The sequence below is a fragment of the Mycobacterium sp. AMU20-3851 genome, assembly GCF_043974665.1.
GTDB lineage: Bacteria > Actinomycetota > Actinomycetes > Mycobacteriales > Mycobacteriaceae > Mycobacterium.
Map to the genome: position 1 here is coordinate 1331025 of NZ_CP146371.1, position 15601 is coordinate 1346625.

Annotated in this window: 12 protein-coding genes; 8 read left to right on the forward strand and 4 right to left on the reverse strand. The window is 68.4% G+C overall.

Features of this window, described 5'->3' with window-relative positions:
• Positions 1–11 precede the first annotated feature (11 nt).
• The 3 genes from V4U86_RS06615 to V4U86_RS06625 are packed head-to-tail and all read left to right on the forward strand — an operon-like array spanning position 12 to position 2637.
• Positions 12–836, forward strand: coding sequence for a carbohydrate ABC transporter permease (locus tag V4U86_RS06615; RefSeq protein ID WP_395311933.1), 825 nt, complete (start codon positions 12–14; stop codon positions 834–836).
• An 11-nt stretch (positions 837–847) separates the two neighbouring features.
• On the forward strand, positions 848–2020 hold the full coding sequence (locus tag V4U86_RS06620; RefSeq protein WP_395310484.1) for an ABC transporter ATP-binding protein: 1173 nt from the start codon (positions 848–850) through the stop codon (positions 2018–2020).
• On the forward strand, positions 2020–2637 hold the full coding sequence (locus V4U86_RS06625; RefSeq protein WP_395310485.1) for a suppressor of fused domain protein: 618 nt from the start codon (positions 2020–2022) through the stop codon (positions 2635–2637). Before V4U86_RS06620 ends, V4U86_RS06625 begins: the two co-directional genes overlap by 1 nt.
• Positions 2638–2698: 61 nt before the next feature.
• On the opposite strand, the gene corA is transcribed toward V4U86_RS06625, so the two are convergent.
• Entirely contained in the window at positions 2699–3805 is a 1107-nt protein-coding gene (gene corA / locus V4U86_RS06630) for a magnesium/cobalt transporter CorA (protein WP_395310486.1), read from the reverse strand.
• A 141-nt stretch (positions 3806–3946) separates the two neighbouring features.
• Here corA and V4U86_RS06635 point away from each other — a divergent pair, with 141 nt between their 5' ends.
• Both V4U86_RS06635 and V4U86_RS06640 read left to right on the forward strand, forming a co-directional pair.
• Positions 3947–5107 (forward strand): NAD(P)-dependent malic enzyme, encoded by a 1161-nt coding sequence (locus tag V4U86_RS06635; RefSeq protein WP_395310487.1) that lies wholly within the window; start codon positions 3947–3949, stop codon positions 5105–5107.
• Between the two features lie 13 nt (positions 5108–5120).
• Positions 5121–5948 carry a hypothetical protein gene (locus V4U86_RS06640; protein ID WP_395310488.1) on the forward strand — a complete coding sequence of 276 codons (828 nt, stop codon included), beginning with the start codon at positions 5121–5123 and terminating at the stop codon, positions 5946–5948.
• On the opposite strand, the gene V4U86_RS06645 is transcribed toward V4U86_RS06640, so the two are convergent.
• Positions 5949–6782 carry an SDR family NAD(P)-dependent oxidoreductase gene (locus V4U86_RS06645; RefSeq protein WP_395310489.1) on the reverse strand — a complete coding sequence of 278 codons (834 nt, stop codon included), beginning with the start codon at positions 6780–6782 and terminating at the stop codon, positions 5949–5951.
• A gap of 205 nt (positions 6783–6987) precedes the next feature.
• Here V4U86_RS06645 and V4U86_RS06650 point away from each other — a divergent pair, with 205 nt between their 5' ends.
• Entirely contained in the window at positions 6988–7344 is a 357-nt protein-coding gene (locus V4U86_RS06650) for a DUF732 domain-containing protein (protein WP_395310490.1), read from the forward strand.
• A 70-nt stretch (positions 7345–7414) separates the two neighbouring features.
• Here V4U86_RS06650 and V4U86_RS06655 read toward each other — a convergent pair whose 3' ends face one another.
• Together V4U86_RS06655 and V4U86_RS06660 are read right to left on the reverse strand one after the other, a co-directional pair.
• Entirely contained in the window at positions 7415–11107 is a 3693-nt protein-coding gene (locus V4U86_RS06655) for a multifunctional oxoglutarate decarboxylase/oxoglutarate dehydrogenase thiamine pyrophosphate-binding subunit/dihydrolipoyllysine-residue succinyltransferase subunit (protein ID WP_395310491.1), read from the reverse strand.
• A 202-nt stretch (positions 11108–11309) separates the two neighbouring features.
• Positions 11310–12059 carry a hypothetical protein gene (locus tag V4U86_RS06660; RefSeq protein ID WP_395310492.1) on the reverse strand — a complete coding sequence of 250 codons (750 nt, stop codon included), beginning with the start codon at positions 12057–12059 and terminating at the stop codon, positions 11310–11312.
• 230 nt (positions 12060–12289) lie between these two features.
• On the opposite strand from V4U86_RS06660, the gene V4U86_RS06665 reads away from it, so the two are divergent.
• Together V4U86_RS06665 and V4U86_RS06670 are read left to right on the forward strand one after the other, a co-directional pair.
• A complete protein-coding gene (locus V4U86_RS06665; RefSeq protein WP_395311934.1) occupies positions 12290–13516 on the forward strand; it encodes a multidrug effflux MFS transporter in 1227 nt (408 codons plus the stop codon).
• A 212-nt stretch (positions 13517–13728) separates the two neighbouring features.
• Positions 13729–15600 carry an MFS transporter gene (locus V4U86_RS06670; protein WP_395311935.1) on the forward strand — a complete coding sequence of 624 codons (1872 nt, stop codon included), beginning with the start codon at positions 13729–13731 and terminating at the stop codon, positions 15598–15600.
• The last annotated feature ends 1 nt before the right edge of the window (position 15601 follow it).

The following is a 15601-nucleotide window of genomic DNA, read 5'->3' on the forward strand; positions in this document are numbered from 1 at the left end:
TGGCGGACAACGTGGGTGCCCGCCGCGTGACCGGCTGGGCGGTCGTCAACGTGCTCGTCGTGCTGTACGCGTTGTTCCCGGTGCTGTGGATCCTGTCGTTGTCGCTGAAGCCGACGTCAACGGTCAAGGACGGCAAGCTGATTCCGTCGGAGATCACCTTCGCCAACTACAAGGCCATCTTCGAGGGGAACATGTTCACCTCGGCGCTGGTCAACTCGATCGGCGTCGGGCTGATCACCACCGTGATCGCGGTGACGATCGGCGGGATGGCCGCCTACGCGATCGCCCGCTTGGCGTTCCCCGGAAAGAAACTGTTGGTCGGCGTCGCCCTGCTGATCGCGATGTTCCCGCAGATCTCCCTGGTCACACCGATCTTCAACATCGAGCGCCGGCTCGGGCTGTTCGACACCTGGCCCGGCCTGATCATTCCGTACATCACCTTCGCGCTGCCGCTGGCGATCTACACCATGAGCGCCTTCTTCAAGGAGATCCCCTGGGATCTGGAGAAGGCCGCGAAGATGGACGGCGCCACACCGGGGCAGGCCTTCCGCAAGGTGATCGCGCCGCTGGCCGCGCCCGGGATCGTCACCGCCGCCATCCTGGTGTTCATCTTCGCCTGGAACGACCTGCTGCTCGCGTTGTCGCTGACCGCGACCGAGCGGGCGATCACCGCGCCGGTGGCGATCGCCAACTTCACCGGCAGTTCGCAGTTCGAGGAACCGACCGGGTCGATCGCGGCGGGCGCGATGGTCATCACCGTGCCGATCATCATCTTTGTTCTCATTTTTCAGCGACGGATCGTGGCCGGGTTGACCTCCGGCGCGGTGAAGGGGTAGCGGGTATTCTCATGGCCGAAATCGTGCTGGATCGGGTGTCGAAGAGCTACGCCAACGGCGCCACGGCGGTGAAGGACCTCTCCCTCACCATCGCCGACGGCGAGTTCATCATCCTGGTCGGTCCGTCCGGGTGCGGAAAGTCCACCACGCTGAACATGATTGCGGGCCTGGAGGACATCAGCTCCGGGGACCTGAGTATCGGCGGGGAGCGGGTCAACGAGAAGGCGCCCAAGGACCGCGACATCGCCATGGTGTTCCAGTCCTACGCGCTGTATCCGCACATGACGGTCCGGCAGAACATCGCCTTCCCGTTGACGCTGGCCAAGGTCGCCAAGGACGAGATCAACCGCAAGGTGGAGGAGACCGCGAAGATCCTCGACCTGTCGCAGCTGCTGGACCGCAAACCCTCCCAGCTCTCCGGTGGCCAGCGCCAGCGGGTGGCCATGGGGCGCGCAATCGTCCGCAGCCCCAAGGCATTCCTGATGGACGAGCCGTTGTCGAACCTGGACGCCAAGCTGCGTGTGCAGATGCGCACCGAGATCGCCCGGCTGCAGGACCGACTGGGCACCACCACCGTGTATGTCACCCACGATCAGACCGAGGCGATGACGCTGGGGGACCGGGTGGTCGTCATGCTGGCCGGTGTCGCACAGCAGATCGGCACCCCCGACGAGCTGTACCACACCCCGGCCAACCTGTTCGTCGCCGGATTCATCGGGTCCCCGGGGATGAACTTCTTCCCGGCCACGCTGACCGACGGCAGCATCAAGCTGCCGTTCGGCGAGGTGGTGCTCACCGATGAGGCCCAGCAGGTGCTCGACCAGCATCCCAAGGCCGCCAACGTGATCGCCGGTATCCGCCCGGAGCACTTCGACGATGCCGCGCTGATCGATTCCTACACCAGGATCCGGGGACTGACCTTCGAGGTCGACGTCGACCTGGTGGAGTCCCTGGGCGCGGACAAGTATCTGCACTTCCGTACCGAGGGCTCGGGCGCGAAGGCGGCCCAGCTCGCCGAGCTGGCCGCGGAGTCCGGTGTCGGTGAGAACGAGTTCGTGGCACGGGTTTCGGCCGATTCACAGGCGCGCTCCGGGCAGAAGACCGAGCTGGCGGTGGACACCTCCAAGCTGATCCTGTTCGACGCCGACAGCGGGGTCAATCTGTCCGTCCCACCCGCGAAGTAGTGGTCGACGTACTCGCCGAGGTCCGGGACCGGTTGCGGCAGCACTTCGCCGCCGCCGGTGTGGTCGGTGACCCGGCCGAGGCCAATGTCACCTTCCTGGGCGCAGAACGGATCTCGGTGCTGCGCTTCGGCCCCGACGCCGACGGGGTGAGTCACTTTGTCACGCTGGGCTGTTCGCGTTACCCGATGGTCGACCCGACCGACTTCGTCACCGACACCCAGTTGGGACCGCGCGCCGAGGTGATGGTGTCGCTGCGCCCGCCCAGTCCGGTCGGCCTGGCCCGCTCGATGGCGGTGCTGGCCGCCGCGCCGTCGGTGGAGGGGCTGGTGCTCGAACCCGACGCGCTGGTCGACCTGAGTGGGCCGCTGTTCACCGTGGACGCCCCCTCCGGCCCCCGCACCGCACCGTTCACCGCGTTCCTGCTGGGCCCCAGCCCGGTGCAGGATGTGGCGCTGCCCGAACCGCTTTCGGCGGTGACGGTGCTGCAGGCCACCCCGATCACCCCGACCGAGGCGGCCTGGGTGCGGCTCAAGGGCGCCGAGGCCATGCGTGAGGCCTGGCGCACCGACGGGGTGGACGTGTTCGATGCGGGCCGGCGCGCCTCCGAGCCCTCCTGACCCAGATGATTTGTGGAGTTTTAGCCGGAACCATTCCGGCCAAAACTCCACAAATCGCCGCTCAGAGCCAGTGGTTGCGCCGGAACGTCCGGTACAGCAACGTGCACACCGTGAACATGACCAGCAGCACCAGGGGATAGCCCCAGGTGGCGTGCAGTTCGGGCATGTGCTCGAAGTTCATCCCGTAGATGCCGGCGATCGCGGTGGGCACCGCGGCGATCGCCACCCAGGCCGAGATCTTGCGCATGTCCACGTTCTGCTGCATCGCGACCTTGCCGAGGGCGGCCTGCACCAGCGAGCTGAGCATGTCGTCGTAGGCGGCGATCCGGTCGGCGGCCTTGATGGTGTGGTCGAGCACGTCGCCCATGTACTGGCGGACGTCGACGTTGACGATGTCGGCGTGGTCGGTGCCGATGCGCTGCAGATCGGTGGCCAGCGGGCTGACCGCCCGGCGCAGTTCCACCACCTCGCGCTTGAGCAGATAGATGGTCTCGATGTTGGTCTGCTTGACCGGGGAGAAGATGTGCTCCTCCATGGTGTCGATGTCGGTCTCGATGAGGTCTGTGACATCGAGATAGCTGTCGACGATCGCGTCGGCGATGGCGTGCATGACCGAATACGGGCCCAGCCGCAGATGCGCCGGGGACTCCTCCAGCCGCTTACGCACCCCGGCCAGTCCACTGTGCTCACCGTGCCGGACCGTCACCACGAAGTCCGGCCCGACGAAGATCATGATCTCGCCGGTCTCCACGATCTCGCGGGCGTTGGCCATGGACTCGTGCTCGACATAGGTCACCGTCTTGAGCACCAGGAACAGGGTCTCGCCGTAGCGCTCCAGCTTGGGCCGCTGATGGGCGTGCACGGCGTCCTCGACGGCCAGCGAGTGCAGGCCGAACACATCGGCGACCGTCTGCATCTGATGATCATCCGGTTCGTGCAGGCCGATCCAGACGAAGGCGGTGCCGCCCCGGGCCTCGATCTCGTGCACCTTGTCCAGGGCCGCCGCGTGGCTGTACTTACCGGGCAGCCGGGCACCGTCGCAGTAGACGCCGCAGTCGACCATGGCCTGCGAGACCGGGATGTGGATCCCGGCGGCGCCCGGTGCGGGGGCCGAGCGGCGTCCGCCCGCCCTCGGCATAGACGGTGGCAGGGGGCGGAAAGACGGCATCGCGACCTCCATGGTCCGGGGGCGCAAACCGCGTCTCCCACGCCCAGATGTTACTAGTCAGTCGCATTTCCGACCCCTCACCAGCGGGGAACCGGTGCCGGTGAGTTCCGGACGTGAAGTAACGTGACCGACGTGTCGGAAATGGTTAAGACCCCCCAGGTTGTCGTCGATGACGCGGAGATCTTCGCGGCCCACGAGGGTGGCAAACTCTCGGTCGAATTGAAGGAGCCGCTGGACACCCAGCGCGCTCTCTCGATCGCCTATACCCCCGGCGTAGCTCAGGTGAGCCGTGCCATCGCCGCCGATGCGGCGTTGGCCGCGAAGTACACCTGGGCCAACCGGCTGGTGGCCGTGGTGAGCGACGGCAGCGCCGTGCTGGGCCTCGGAGACATCGGCGCCGCGGCCTCACTGCCTGTCATGGAGGGCAAGAGCGCCCTGTTCAAGACCTTCGGTGGTCTGAACTCCATCCCGATCGTGCTGGACACCAAGGACCCCGACGAGATCGTCGAGACCCTGATCCGGCTGCGCCCGACCTTCGGCGCGGTGAACCTGGAGGACATCTCGGCTCCCCGCTGCTTCGAGATCGAGCGCCGGGTCATCGAGGCGCTGGACTGCCCGGTGATGCACGACGATCAGCACGGCACCGCCATCGTGGTGCTGGCCGCCCTGCTCGGCGCGGTCAAGGTGCTCGAGCGGGACATCACCTCGCTCAAGGTCGTGGTGTCCGGTGCCGGAGCCGCCGGCGTCGCGTGCACCAACATCCTGCTCAACAGCGGCGTCACCGACATCGTGGTGCTGGACAGCAAGGGCATCGTGGAGTCCGGCCGCAGCGACCTCAACGCCTTCAAGGCCGAGCTCGCCCAGCGCACCAACCCGCGCGGCCTGACCGGCGGGGTGCCCGAGGCTCTCGACGGGGCCGACGTCTTCCTCGGGGTGTCCGCCGGGCTGGTGCCCGAGGCGGCGATCGCGACGATGGCGCCCAAGGGCATCGTTTTCGCGTTGTCGAACCCGGATCCGGAGATCCACCCGGACGTCGCCCGCAAGTACGCCTCGGTGGTGGCGACCGGCCGCAGCGACTTCCCGAACCAGATCAACAATGTGCTGGCCTTCCCCGGTGTGTTCCGCGGCGCCCTGGACGCCGGAGCGCGGCGCATCACCGAGGAGATGAAAGTCGCTGCCGCGCATGCGATCTTCTCGGTGGTCGGGGATGACCTGGCGGTCGACCACATCGTACCCAGCGCGTTGGACCCGCGGGTCGGCCCGGCCGTGGCCGCCGCGGTCGCCGAAGCATCCGGGGTCTGAGGTCCGCCCGACGATGCGCCGGCTGGCGGTGCTGCTCGCCGCACTGCTGATCGCAGGCTGCGGTGGGCCGCCGCCGGCGCCGCCGTCGGTGGCCGTCGGCGCGGACACCGAATCGGTGCTGTTGGCTCATCTGTATGCCGCCGCGCTGCGCTACTACGGCAGCCCGGCGCACGTCCGGGAGGTCCCGGATCCGTTGGGCGGGTTGGACTCCGGTGAGGTCGACGTGGCCCCCGGATTCACCGGCGAGGTGCTCGCCCGGTTCGCCCCGGACGCCGCGGCCCGCTCGGCCGCGCAGGTGTACCGCGCCATGATCGGCGCGCTGCCCGAGGGCCTCGGGGCCGGTGACTACGCCGACGGGGCGTCGGACAAACCGACCATCGCGGTCACCGCCGACACCGTGGGGGACTGGCGGGCCGGTGACGTCACCGCCCTGATCGCGCGGTGCGCGGACATCACCCCCGGTGCGGTGCAGGGGGCCCGGGTGCCCGAGGCGATCGGCACCTGCACACCGCGCGCGGCCCGGGAGTTCGCCGACGTCGAGGCGCTGTGGGCGGCGCTGCGCGCGAACAAGGTCGACATCGCCTGGACGACGGCGGCCGCCCCGGACGTCCCCGAGGATCTGACCGAGCTCGCGGACCGGACCGCGTTGATCCGGGCCGAGAACGTGGTGCCGATCTACCGCCGGAACACGTTGAGCCAGAGCCAGTTACGGTCGCTCAACGAGCTGGCCGGGGTGCTCGACACCGATGCGCTGGCCCAGCTGCGCGCCGAGGCCGCGGCCGGCGCCGAGCCGGGGGCGGTCGCGACCGCCTGGCTCGACGCCAACCCGCTGGGGCACTGACTACTTCTTGGGCTTGGGGACCATCGCGTTGGCCGCCGTGGCGAACAGCTTCTGATATCCGGCCCCGGTGATCCGGATGATGATGTCGAGGATCTTGGCGTCCGCGCCGACGAGCACCCGGGCCCGGTCCTTGCGGACGGCCTCCATGATGATCTGCGCGGCGCGCTCCGGGCTGGTGCGGGCCAGCTTGGTGTCGAAGGCCTTGGCCATCTCGGCCACGTCGATGCCCTCGGCGGCGGTGGCGTTGCGCGCGATGGCGGTCTTGATCCCGCCGGGATGCACACAGGTCACCTTGACCGGATGCTTGGCCAGCGCCATCTCCTGGCGCAGCGCCTCGGTGAACCCGCGCACGGCGAACTTCGCCGAGTTGTAGGCGGCCTGGCCGGGCACCGCGAACAGCCCGAACACGCTGGACACGTTCACGACGTGCCCGTCCCCGGATTCGATCAGGTGCGGCAGGAACGCCTTGGTGCCGTTGACCACACCCCAGAAGTCGACGTCCATCACCCGCTCGAGGTCCTTGTAGGAGGTGACCTCCACATCGCCGCTGAAGGCGATGCCGGCGTTGTTGTAGATCTGGTTGACCTTGCCGAAGTGTTCCTTCACCGACGCCGCGTACAGCTCGAAGGCTTCGCGCTCGGTGACGTCGAGACGGTCAGCCTTGACCGGGACACCGATGGCCTTCAGCCGTTCCTCGGTGACCGCCAGTCCGTCGGTGTCGACATCGCTGATCGCCAGCTTGGCGCCCGAGCGCCCCAACTCGACGGCCAGCGCCTGCCCGATGCCCGACCCCGCACCGGTGACGACGGCAACTTTTCCGGCAAAGCCCTCCATGCGTACTCCTCCATGACGTACTGGTTGCTCGATTGTCATCGACCTTAGCCGTTACCGCGGGTATCGAGACAGGTCGGGTCCCGCGACCATCATGTGACGACGATCTCCCGGGCCGCCAGGGTGAACCGCACCGGGTTCCCGGCCCGGTGGTGCACTTTGTGCACACCCTCGGTAACGGCCCGCCCACGGGGGCCGATTTCCCAGCATGATGCGTATGCGATTAATGGTGACCGCGGCTGCGGCGCTCTCCGCCGGCCTGCTCTGCGCGGCGCCGGCGCAGGCTGACCCCGCCGGTGACTTCCTGAGCACCCTCGACGGCACCGCACTGAGCGGGATCAACCCGGCCGACGCGATCTCGGCGGGCCGGTCGGTGTGCCCGATGCTGGCCGACGGGGGACAGGACGTCGCCGATGTCGCAGGGCGGGTCGCCGACACCATCGGCCGTCCGCTCGGACCGGCCACCATGTTCACCGGCTTCGCGATCTCGGCGTTCTGCCCGGGCGCGGTCGCCTCGATCGCCGACGGTGAGTCCCCCGTGCCGCTGGGGCTGCTCGGCTTCTAGCGCCACGAGCGTGCACGAACTGCGCCCCGACACCGGAGTGTCGGGGCGCAGACACGCACGCTCGCGAAAGTCAGGCGAACGCCTCGTCGATGATCTCCTGCTGTTCGACGGCGTGCACCTTCGACGAACCCGACGACGGGGCCGACATGGCACGGCGCGAGATGCGCTTGATGCCGGTCAGCTTCTCCGGCAACAGCTCCGGCAGCGACAACCCGAACGTCGGCCATGCACCCTGGTTGGCCGGCTCTTCCTGGACCCAGAAGTACTGCTTCACGTTGGGGTACTGCTCCAGGGTGGCGTTGAGCCGGCGCCGCGGCAGCGGGTAGAGCTGCTCGATGCGCACGATGGCGACGTCGTCGCGCTGCTCCTTGTTCTTGCGGGCCACCAGCTCGTAGTAGATCTTGCCGCTGGTGAGCAGCACCCGGGTCACCTTCGACCGGTCACCGATGCCGTCCTCGTAGGTGGGCTCCTCCAGGATGGACCGGAACTTGACCTCGGTGAAGTCCCGCACCTCGCTGACGGCGGCCTTGTTGCGCAGCATCGACTTCGGGGTGAAGACGATCAACGGCCGGTTGATGCCGTCCAGTGCGTGCCGGCGCAGCAGGTGGAAGTAGTTCGCCGGTGTCGACGGCATGGCGACCGTCATCGAACCCTCGGCACACAGCTGCAGGAACCGCTCGATGCGTCCGGAGGTGTGGTCGGGTCCCTGGCCCTCATGGCCGTGCGGCAGCAACAGCACCACATCGGCGAGCTGGCCCCACTTGGCCTCACCGGAGGAGATGAACTCGTCGATGATCGACTGGGCGCCGTTGACGAAGTCACCGAACTGCGCCTCCCACAACACGATCGCGTCGGGGTTGCCCACCGAGTAGCCGTACTCGAAGCCCACCGCGGCGAACTCCGAGAGTGCCGAGTCGTAGACCATGAAACGGCCGCCGTTGGGGTTGCCGTCGGCGTCGGTGGTCAGCAGGTCCAGCGGGGTGAACTCGGCGCCGGTCTTGCGGTCGATGATGACGGCGTGGCGCTGGGTGAAGGTGCCGCGGCGCACGTCCTGACCGGTGAGGCGGACCGTCTTGCCTTCGGAGACAAGCGAACCCAGTGCGAGCAGCTCCCCGAATGCCCAGTCGACCTTGCCCTCGTAGGCCATCTCGCGGCGCTTGTCCAGCACCGGCTGCACCCGGGGGTGCACGTTGAAGCCGTCCGGGGCGGCCAGGTGCGCGTCGCCGATGCGGGCCAGCACCGCCTTGTCGACGGCGGTGTTCAGCCCCTTCGGCGTCTGCTGATCGGCCTCGACCGACTCACTCGGCTCGATCTCGTGCTTCTCCAGCTCGCGGACCTCGTTGAACACCCGCTCCAGTTGGCCCTGGTAGTCGCGCAGCGCGTCCTCGGCTTCCTTCATCGAGATGTCACCGCGGCCGATCAACGCCTCGGTGTAGGTCTTGCGCACCCCGCGCTTGGTGTCGATCACGTCGTACATGCCGGGCTGGGTCATCGACGGGTCATCGCCCTCGTTGTGCCCACGGCGGCGGTAGCACAGCATGTCGATGACGACGTCCTTCTTGAACTGCTGACGGAAGTCCATGGCCAGCTTGGCCACCCAGACACACGCCTCGGGATCATCGCCGTTGACGTGGAAGATCGGCGCGCCCACCATCTTCGCCACGTCGGTGCAGTACTCGCTGGACCGCGAGTCGTGCGGGGAGGTGGTGAAACCGATCTGGTTGTTGACGATGATATGGATGGTGCCGCCGGTGCGGTAGCCGCGCAGCAGCGCCAGGTTCAGCGTCTCGGCGACCACGCCCTGGCCGGCGAAGGCGGCGTCACCGTGCAACATCATCGGCACCACCGAGAACGCATCGTGCTCGTCGGCGGACGCGAAGTCGATCATGTCCTGCTTGGCGCGGACCAGGCCCTCCAGCACCGGGTCGACCGCCTCCAGGTGGCTGGGGTTGGCGACCAGCGATACCGCAATGTCGTTGTCCCCGAACATCTGCAGATAGGTGCCGGTGGCGCCGAGGTGGTACTTGACGTCGCCGGACCCGTGCGCCTGGGACGGATTGAGGTTGCCCTCGAACTCGCCGAAGATCTGGCTGTAGGGCTTGCCGACGATATTGGCCAGCACGTTGAGCCGGCCGCGGTGCGGCATACCGATGACGACCTCGTCGAGACCGTGCTCGGCGGCCTGGTCGATCGCGGCGTCCATCATCGGAATGACGGTCTCCGCGCCCTCCAGTGAGAAGCGCTTCTGCCCAACATATTTGGTCTGCAGGAAGGTCTCGAAGGCCTCGGCCGCGTTCAGCTTGGACAGAATGTACTTCTGCTCGGCGACCGTCGGCTTGCCGTGCTTGGTCTCGACGCGTTCCTGAATCCAGCGCTGCTGCTCGGGTTCCAGGATGTGGGTGTACTCCACACCGGCGTGCCGGCAGTAGGCGTCGCGCAGCACCGACAGCACGTCGCGCAGCTTCTTGTACTCGGCACCGGCGAAACCGTCGACCTTGAACTCGCGGTCCAGATCCCACAGCGTCAGCCCGTGGGTGAGCACGTCGAGGTCGGGGTGGCTGCGGAAGCGGGTCTTGTCCAGGCGCAACGGATCGATGTCGGCCATCAGGTGCCCGCGGTTGCGGTAGGCGGCGATCAGCTCGATGACGCGCGCGTTCTTGTCCGCGATGGAGTCCGGGTTGTCGGTGCGCCACCGGATCGGCTCGTAGGGGATACCGAGCTCGGTGAAGATCTCGTCGTAGAACTCGTCGTCGAGCAGCAGTTGGTGCACGGTGCGCAGGAAGTCGCCCGATTCCGCACCCTGGATGATGCGGTGGTCGTAGGTCGACGTCAGCGTGATCAGCTTGCCGATACCGAGTTCGGCGATGCGCTCCTCGGAGGCGCCCTGGAACTCGGCCGGGTACTCCATGGCACCGGCGCCGATGATGGCACCCTGGCCGCGCATCAGTCGCGGCACCGAGTGCACGGTGCCGATGGTGCCCGGGTTGGTCAGCGAGATCGTCACCCCGGAGAAGTCCTCGGCGGTCAGCTTGCCGTCCCGGGCGCGCCGCACGATGTCCTCGTAGGCGGCGATGAACTGGCCGAACGCCATGGTCTCGCACTTCTTGATGGCCGCGACCACCAGCTGGCGGGACCCGTCCTTGCCCGCCAGGTCGATCGCCAGACCGAGATTCGTGTGAGCTGGTGTGACCGCGTTGGGCTTGCCGTCCACCTCGGCGAAGTGCCGGTTCATGTTCGGGAACTTCTTGACCGCCTGCACGATCGCGTAACCGAGCAGGTGGGTGAAGCTGATCTTGCCGCCGCGGGTGCGCTTGAGGTGGTTGTTGATGACCACGCGGTTGTCGATCATCGCCTTGGCCGGGATGGCCCGCACGCTGGTCGCGGTGGGCACCTCCAGCGAGGCGTTCATGTTCTTGACCACGGCCGCGGCGGCGCCGCGCAGCACGGCGTTCTCGCTGCCGTCGGTGGCCGCCTTGGCGGCGGGCTGGGCCGGCTTGGCCTCGGCCTTCTTGGGTTCGGGCTTCTTCGCCTCGGGCGTCTTGGTGTCGGCCTTGGTGGTGTCGGTCTTCTTCGACTCAGGCTTCTTGGCCGGCGCGTCGCTGTTGGCACCGCTCTTCGGGGAGGCCTGGGGCGCCGCCGGGGCGGAGGTCTTGGCAGGGGCAGTCTCTGCCGAATTATCGATCGGTTCGGGGGCGTAATCGACCAGGAATTCGTGCCAGCTGGGATCGACCGACGAAGGATCCTCGCGGAATTTGCGATACATCTCTTCGACGAGCCATTCGTTCTGTCCAAAGGGGGAAGGTGAACTGCTCACAGCAGCTATTCGCCTCGATTCCGTCCGTCGCGGCAGACGTCGTCTGACACACCCGCCGCTGGTTGTTGATTTTCCGCACTCGGCCGCTTAAGGCTAACGCCTCGAGCTATCGGCCGACATATCTAGATAGGTGAACGCGTGCGGGCCGCTGTCATGGCTGCGCGGTCGGCAGCATGCGCAGCGTCGAGGGCCACCTCGCCGGTGGGTTCCCGAACGCCAGGCGGGCATTGGCGATGATGCGCTTGCCCATCAACCGGTTCCCGACACCGCCGACGACCGCGCCGACACCCACCGGCAGCAACTTGCCGAACGCGAGCGCGCCGCGCTTGAGGGTGTAGCGCTTCACGAAGTACCGCACGAGCCGGTTGTTCAGCTGGGCGACCGCGGGCAGCGGCAGCGTTGCGGCGCCGTCGGCCATCCACGCCCCGCTGGTGCGGCCGGTGCCGAGCAGATCGGCGACCGCATGCTTGCTGTCCTCGCCGACCAGCACGGCCAGTACCAGCGCGCGGCGGCGCTCGCGATGATCGGCCGGCACACCGTGCACCTCGGCGACGGCGAGCGCGAACACCGCGGTCGCCTCGAGAAAGACCAGGGTCTCGCCGGCGACCGCGGACATCGCGGCCAGCGTGCCGATACCCGGGAACGCTGCGGCCGACCCCACCGCGGCGCCGCTGGCCATCACCGCGGCCAGGTAGTGCTTCTCCAGCGCGGCGACGATGTCGGCCGGGGTGGCGTCGGGCCGGCCGGCGCGCAGCCGGTTGACGTAGGCGGTGACCGCCGGACCCTGCAGCCGGGTGCTGCGCTCCAGGACCTGGGACAGCAGTTTGGCGACCGCGCTGGGATCCTCGTCGGCCCCCTCGCGTACCGCGGGCAGGTTCTTTTTGCTGGAACGAGCGTTCATCGGCGTTCTCCCCTCGCATCCCCGGAATGTCTCCCAGGGGGCCGGATACCCAGGCTAGTGCTCCGTCAACGAGCGGGGGCGCACTCCGGGTGCCCGGTCGTCAACCCGGGGCATGGTGATGGTGGTCACGCCGGGATCCGGGAAGAAAAAACCGGTGTGCGGCGCTGCGCCTTGGCGTGGCAACATCCCTGGGCGTGACGAACGAGCCAGTGGCGCCCAGCAGGCTCCGGATGATCACCGTCCTGGGTTTGATGGTTGCGCTCGGCCCGCTGACGATCGACATGTATCTGCCCGCGTTGCCGGGTATCGCCGAGGACCTCTCGGTGAGCTCCGCGGTGGTGCAGCTGACCCTCACCGGCACCCTTGCCGGGCTGGCGTTCGGGCAACTGGTGATCGGGCCGCTGTCCGATTCGCTGGGGCGCCGCCTGCCGTTGATGGCCGGCATCGTGCTGCACATGCTGGCCTCGCTGGTGTGCCTGTTCGCGCCCAACGTCGGGGTGCTCGGCGCCGGGCGCGTGCTGCAGGGTTTCGGCGCCGCCGCGGCCGCGGTGGTGGCCGTGGCCGTCGTCGGCGATCTCTATGTGGACACCGCGGCGGCCACCGTGATGTCGCGGCTGATCCTGGTGCTCGGGGTGGCCCCGGTCGTCGCGCCGTCGCTGGGCGCGGTGGTGCTGCTCAAGGCGTCCTGGCACTGGGTGTTCGCGGTGCTGGTGGTGCTGGCCGGGCTGTTGCTGCTGCTGGCGGCGTTGGCGCTGCCGGAGACGCTGCCGGTGGCCCGCCGCCGGCCGTTGCATGTGCGGTCCATCGTCTCGACGTACGGCGAACTGCTGCGCGATTTCCGGTTCGTCACCCTGGTGTTGGTGGCCGCGCTCAGCATGGCCGGCCTGTTCGGCTACATCTCGGCCGCGCCGTTCGTGCTGCAGGGTGAGTACGGGATGGACCAGCAATCCTTCGCGCTGGTGTTCGCGGCGGGGGCGATCGTCCTGATCGGGGCGACACAGTCCAATGTGGTGTTGCTGCGCAGATTCTCGCCGCAGGCGGTGCTGCGGGTCGCGCTCATCGTCTCCGTCCTCGCCGCTGCCGTCTTCGTGGTGCTCGCGGTCACCGGCATCGCGGGCCTGGCCGGATTCCTGGCCCCGGTGATGGTCATCCTCGGCGCGATGGGCCTGGTGCTGCCGAACGCGTCGGCGGTGGCGTTGTCCCGGCACCACGACGCCGCGGGCACCTCGGCCGCGCTGCTGGGTGCCGCCCAGTTCGGGCTCGGCGCGGTGACCGCCCCGGTGGTCGGCGTGCTCGGCAACGACGGGTTCGCGCTGGCGTTGGTGATGCTGGTCGGGTCCGGGATCGCGCTGGCCGCGATGCTGTTCGTCGGCACCTCCTCCCGTCCGGCGGACGAGGACGCCGACGACCTCACGGCAGACCAGGTACTCGGCGACCCGCTCGCCGAACCCGCCTGAGTGAGCGTTTCGCGGCCGGGATGTGACCGTCTCTGACTTGTCGGGATTCGGGCGGGTACGTACCGTCGGGCAGATCCTTGATCTGTCCGAAGACGCCGATCTCCCCGATGACGAAGTAGATGTCCGAGTACCGCTCTGATCGACCCGCGCCCGTGGCTCCCCGGCTGACCGGAGGGGCCGGTTCCGCCAACCCCTGGCACGCCCTGTGGGCGATGCTGGTCGGGTTCTTCATGATCCTGGTCGACTCCACCATCGTGGCGGTCGCCAACAAGCGGATCATGGAGGTGCTGGGCACCGACTACGACGGTGTCATCTGGGTGACCAGCGCCTATCTGCTGGCCTACGCCGTGCCGCTGCTGGTGGCCGGCCGGCTCGGGGACCGGTTCGGGCCGAAGAACCTGTACCTGATCGGCTTGGCGGTGTTCACCGCCGCCTCGCTGTGGTGCGGTTTGTCCGGGTCGATCGAGATGCTCATCGCGGCGCGGGTGGTGCAGGGATTCGGGGCGGCGCTGCTGACCCCGCAGACCCTGTCGCTGATCACCCGGATCTTCCCGGCCGCCGGGCGCGGTGTGGCGATGAGCGTGTGGGGTGCCACCGCGGGCGTCGCGACGCTGGTCGGCCCGATCGCCGGCGGCGTGCTGGTCGACGGGCTCGGCTGGCAGTGGATCTTCTTCGTCAACGTCCCGATCGGCATCATCGGTCTGGGGTTGGCGTACTGGCTGGTGCCGACGCTGCCCACCACGAACCACGACTTCGACATCCTCGGGGTGGTGCTGTCGGGTCTGGCGATGTTCCTGATCGTGTTCGGTCTGCAGGAGGGGCAGTCGCACGACTGGGCGCCGTGGATCTGGGCGTTGATGGCCACCGGCGCCGCACTCATGGTGGTGTTCGTCTACTGGCAGTCGGTCAACCCGCGGGAGCCGCTCATCCCGCTGGGCATCTTCGCCGACCGTGACTTCACGCTGTCCACCGTCGGGGTGGCGATCATCAGTTTCGCGGTCACCGCGATGATCCTGCCGGTGATGTTCTTCGCGCCGATCGTGGCGGGACTGTCCTTCACCCGTTCGGCGCTGCTGACCGCGCCGATGGCGATCGCCTCCGGTGCGCTGGCCCCACTGGTCGGCCGGATCGTCGACCGGGCCCACCCGGCGCCCATCATCGGGTTCGGGTTCTCCATGCTGGCCATCGGACTGACCTGGCTGTCCATCGACCTGACGCCGGCGACGCCGATCTGGCGGCTGGTGCTGCCGCTGCTCTTCATGGGAATCGGGATGTCGTTCGTCTGGTCGCCGCTGGCGGCGACGGCCACCCGCAACCTGCCGCCGGAGTCGGCGGGCGCCGGTTCCGGGGTGTACAACACCACCCGGCAGGTCGGCGCGGTGCTGGGCAGCGCGGCCATGGCCGCGTTCATGACCAGCCGGATCGGTGCGGAACTGTCCGGCGCGGGGGCCCCGGTGCGCGGTGAGGGCCCGGCGCCGGAGTTGCCGCGCTTCCTGTTCGGCCCGTTCTCCGAGGCGCTGTCCCAATCGCTGCTGCTGCCGGCGTTCGTCGCCCTGTTCGGGGTGGCCGGGGCGATCTTCCTGCGCGGGTTCAGCACGACGCCGGTCCCGGTTCCCGCCGTGGTCCCCGCGCAGGCCGCGCCCGTCGACGAACAGCATTCGCTCGACGAGACGTGGGACGAAGAGGACGACTACATCGAGTACACGGTCGACTGGCAGCCGGTGACCCCGCCCGCGGACCCGCCCACCGACATCGTCGAGGTCGTCACCGACGACCCGATCACCGACCGTCTCTACGACCACGTGGAACACCCGCTGCACGCCCCGGTCGAGGTCTGGCATCCGGGCCCGGTGGAGACCTGGTCACATCCCACCGAGGAGCCCGAGCACGAACCGGAGCCGGCCTGGGACAGCGTGCTCGACGGCTGGCCGGCCCCGCCGGAGCACCCGGCCCGCAACGGATTCCACAGCGATCAGCAGGGCTGGCTGCAGCCGACGGAACCGCCGGCGGCGGTCACCGAGGACGACCTGCCCGCCGGCCGGCATGCCCGCCCGGCCCGCGGCCGGCACTCCCGCGACGACTGAC

Bases quoted from the DNA above. Each gene is read 5' to 3' on its own strand.
- V4U86_RS06650 (WP_395310490.1), top strand. From the start codon at position 6,988: ATGATGCGTATGCGATTAATGGTGACCGCGGCTGCGGCGCTCTCCGCC.
- V4U86_RS06655 (WP_395310491.1), bottom strand. From the start codon at position 11,107: ATGTATCGCAAATTCCGCGAGGATCCTTCGTCGGTCGATCCCAGCTGG.
- V4U86_RS06640 (WP_395310488.1), top strand. From the start codon at position 5,121: ATGCGCCGGCTGGCGGTGCTGCTCGCCGCACTGCTGATCGCAGGCTGC.
- V4U86_RS06660 (WP_395310492.1), bottom strand. From the start codon at position 12,059: ATGAACGCTCGTTCCAGCAAAAAGAACCTGCCCGCGGTACGCGAGGGG.
- V4U86_RS06620 (WP_395310484.1), top strand. From the start codon at position 848: ATGGCCGAAATCGTGCTGGATCGGGTGTCGAAGAGCTACGCCAACGGC.
- V4U86_RS06665 (WP_395311934.1), top strand. From the start codon at position 12,290: ATGATCACCGTCCTGGGTTTGATGGTTGCGCTCGGCCCGCTGACGATC.
- V4U86_RS06645 (WP_395310489.1), bottom strand. From the start codon at position 6,782: ATGGAGGGCTTTGCCGGAAAAGTTGCCGTCGTCACCGGTGCGGGGTCG.
- corA (WP_395310486.1), bottom strand. From the start codon at position 3,805: ATGCCGTCTTTCCGCCCCCTGCCACCGTCTATGCCGAGGGCGGGCGGA.
- V4U86_RS06670 (WP_395311935.1), top strand. From the start codon at position 13,729: ATGCTGGTCGGGTTCTTCATGATCCTGGTCGACTCCACCATCGTGGCG.
- V4U86_RS06635 (WP_395310487.1), top strand. From the start codon at position 3,947: ATGGTTAAGACCCCCCAGGTTGTCGTCGATGACGCGGAGATCTTCGCG.